This window comes from Escherichia sp. KCJ4928, assembly GCF_004352695.1.
GTDB lineage: Bacteria > Pseudomonadota > Gammaproteobacteria > Enterobacterales > Enterobacteriaceae > ECMA0423.
In genome coordinates, this window is the sequence record NZ_SJWV01000385.1 from 1 (window position 1) to 1,545 (window position 1,545).

Annotated in this window: 1 pseudogene; it reads right to left on the bottom strand. The window is 42.5% G+C overall.

The features are described 5' to 3' along the window. A pseudogene (ehxA, locus tag E0D98_RS24085) lies at positions 1 to 1,545 on the bottom strand (enterohemolysin EhxA); the annotation flags it as partial.

Sequence of the window (1,545 nt, forward strand, 5' to 3'; positions counted from 1 at the left end):
TAAGAAATGTCATATACTCATATTTACCACTCTGTTTTCTTTCTCTGACTTCTTCTCCTGGGGTAAATGTTGGGGTTACAAATGTCAAAACACTTGATACATTACCTGTTGAAAGGTCTATAGTCCCTTTTTGAGGATCAAAAACTTGTTGTGTAAACTCCTTCGGTTGAGCCTCTAAAAGCCCTCCATTCTCCAGATAATTAATATATGCCTTACCACTCTGACTGCGATCAGCATTACGGGTTATACCTGCAAGTTCACCGATCTTCTCATCCCAATGTTGCTGGGTTATTGCGACAGCTCTTTCTACTGCATGCTGACGAGAAAAATCAGCAAGCAAAGACAGAGAGTCTTCTAAAAACGCAGCATGTCTTGCGTCATAGCCATTCTCAAAATAATTTTTGCCATGCTCCTTTTCCCATTCATTGATCCGAGCAGCGAATTTATCTGCAACGTGCTCAAACATAGCCTGTTTTGATGCTTCCAGAATGCCAGATATCGTACCGGTTAATGCACTCACCAGCATGCTTATCGGGGCCCCTATGAGGGATGCACTGGAGGCTGCACTAACTCCCGCAGATACAGAACTCAGGACAGTATTTATTGTTGTCAGGGCTGCATCTATAGCTCCGGTTTCTTTATGAAAGGCTGCGAGTAAAGCATCCCCTTCATAATTCAATTTTTTAAATCGTTCAGAATATGATTCAAGCTGCTTAGCTCGCTCAAATTTATCTGCAATAGCCAGGAAAGAAAGAGGACTGATAGCCAGCATAACAGCCGATGTGATCAGACCCGCACTTGCAGCTGTTGTCGATAACCCCTGTGCCATTCTCTGAGCCAGAATATATTGCGAAACAGCTTTACCAACATTTCCAAGAACCTGAGTTGTCAGTTCGATACCCGCTGCAGCTTTTGTTCCTGTATGTGCGTCACTGTTTCCCAGAATAAAGCTTGCTGATACAGCAGAAAGAATTCCGGAGACAACATCCAGCCCATCCCCCAGGGGGCCCAGGTCTGGTAAATTTTGTAATTTTCCACCAACAGAACTTAAGCGAGGTTTACTGGATAAAAATGAGCCAAGCTGGTTAAGCTGCTCAGAAAATGAATCAACGGTACTGTTTATACTTGATACTGTATCTACAAGCTGATTAATAAGTTCAATACTACTTTTGGCAATATCATTCTGACTTATATCCTCTCCTTCCCGTTGTTTTCTCAGCAATTCATCAAGAGCCATGCCTGATAAAGCAATCCCCGTAAAATTCTGTAGTGCTGAGAGAACTGTTCCGGCTTTTCCCAGATTATTACCTACATTTTCAGCGGTTCCTCCTATTTTACTCCCAACTTTCTGATACTTCTGCAGAAGTTTGTCAAGTTGTGGTGCGAATATTGCAACACCACGTTCAGTTAATCCTACAACTTTTTCTGCTGTACCAAAAAACTGGTTTGCAATCGCTGTATCATCTCGTTCAGTACGGTGTATTTCTATTCCAAGCTCATCAGCAGCTTTGACCAACTCATTAATACCCACGCCCTGAGCTTCAT